The sequence below is a fragment of the Microvirga sp. HBU67558 genome (assembly GCF_018069605.1).
GTDB classification, from domain to species: domain Bacteria; phylum Pseudomonadota; class Alphaproteobacteria; order Rhizobiales; family Beijerinckiaceae; genus Microvirga; species Microvirga terrae.
In genome coordinates this window covers 1-1,645 of record NZ_JAGPUP010000333.1, presented here as the reverse complement: position 1 = coordinate 1,645, position 1,645 = coordinate 1, and the positions used below count along the sequence as shown (strand labels likewise).

1 protein-coding gene and 1 pseudogene are annotated in these 1,645 nt (G+C 60.3%); both read left to right on the top strand.

The window, feature by feature from the left end:
• Positions 1-553: 553 nt before the first annotated feature.
• Complete coding sequence (locus KBI52_RS01590; protein ID WP_210804884.1) at positions 554-727, top strand: hypothetical protein; 174 nt, start codon at positions 554-556, stop codon at positions 725-727.
• Positions 728-890: 163 nt separating this feature from the next.
• Positions 891-1,645, top strand: a pseudogene (locus KBI52_RS01585) (hypothetical protein); the annotation flags it as partial.

Below are 1,645 nucleotides of genomic sequence, written 5' to 3'. Positions count from 1 at the left end.
TGAGAGAGCGATCACGGTCATTTCTGCGGTGAGCGGTTCAAAGGAAAGGCTTTCCTTTGGTCCTCCCCGCCTGGGCTAGCGGCCTCCCGGCCTGACCGCGCACAGGTCAGGCATCAGCCCTGCGCTTCGCAGAAGGCTGTTACAGAGCGCACTCTCTGAGACCAGATCAGGCCCACCGGCGCCTGCGGGATCTCGCCGCCATCCGCATCATGGGGGCGGCAGGGGTTGCGAGCAGTTTCACGGCCCATGCTTCGGAGGCTGGAAAGATGCTTGAAGGTCTAGCCGAGTACGGCATTGGTACCAGCTGATCGGCTGCCCCGATGATCGTCCGCACGCCGAGAGAACGCGCCCACCGGACGCATCGCGCAGTCGGGGGTCTAGGACCTGCTCGACTTTCAACCTTGTGTTTCTCATGTACATTGGCCTCAAATAGAACCAACAGGGAACCTGTTCCTTGTGCCAGCGGCGAGACCTATAAAGTTGTGTGCACGAGGCGCTGTGGAAACATTGGTTTCCCGTTCGCAATGCGAGCGTGAAGGCAAAGAGGGAACACATGGATATCGCTGATCGGCTCAAGGCCGCCTCTGAGAGCGATGAGGTCCTCCCTCCTAATGAGGTCCAAGCGCTCTTAATCGAGGCTGCCGAGACAATTGAGTTCCTTCGGTCTTTGCTCAAACCCTTGGATGAGTTCGATCTCGAGGACTTGCCACCCAGGGGTAATGCTTAGAAGGTCAAGACCGGCTCCAGTCGGTCTTGGCAGACCTTTCAGCGAATCCGTATAAGCCTGCGCTGGGCAGGTGCAGTAGCCCTGCCGACCAATGGTTCACATCCCATTCGGGCTCTGTTACAATATCGCTCCGATTGAGCGCTGTCGCACGTGAGGAGACCTCATGTACAGCGACCATGAGCAGTGGGCCCGGATCCGGTACCGGGTCTTGGTCGAAGGAGCCACCCAGAGGCAGGTCGGCCGCGAGACTGGGATCAGTCCGAATATGGTCCGGAAGATGCTGCGGGCGAGGCAGCCGGTGCCCTACGGCCCGCGACAGCAGGTCTTTCCCAAGCTCGGGCCATACTTGCAGACCATCCAGCAGATGCTGTCGAGCGAGGAGCAGCCAAGCTTGTCCTATCGCGAGATATACAGGTCCATTCGGGAGCAGGGCTATACTGGAACGTACGACGCTGTCGGGAACTACATACGGTCGCTCAAGCCGACGGATCGCATGCTGTGGGAAGCCGCATACGACGACATCAAAACCTTGGACCGCAAGTCAGCGGTCACCCTTCTGATGCGGGTGGCCAGGCAGTGCCGAGCGAACGAACGGCAGAGACTTGCATCCTCGCGAGCGCGCAGAACTCATAAGGAAGTCGCCAGGCAGGCTGCCTTCACGTGGCTGCGTCAGCTTCTCCAGCAAAGGATGCCGTTCACCAACCTGCGGGGCGAACTCGGCGAGGTGCCCGACCTCGACCGGCTACTGGACAGGCTTGATCACGGCGGCCGCCACGTGCGCAATCGGTCGCTTGTGGTCCTCGGCAGCCTACGCGGCTGGCCCTCGACCGCCATCTGCGCCTTTCTCGGCATTGAGAAGAAAACCTATCGCAGCTATTGCCAGCTCTATGAACGGGGCGGAGCCTCAGCCCTGTTCGC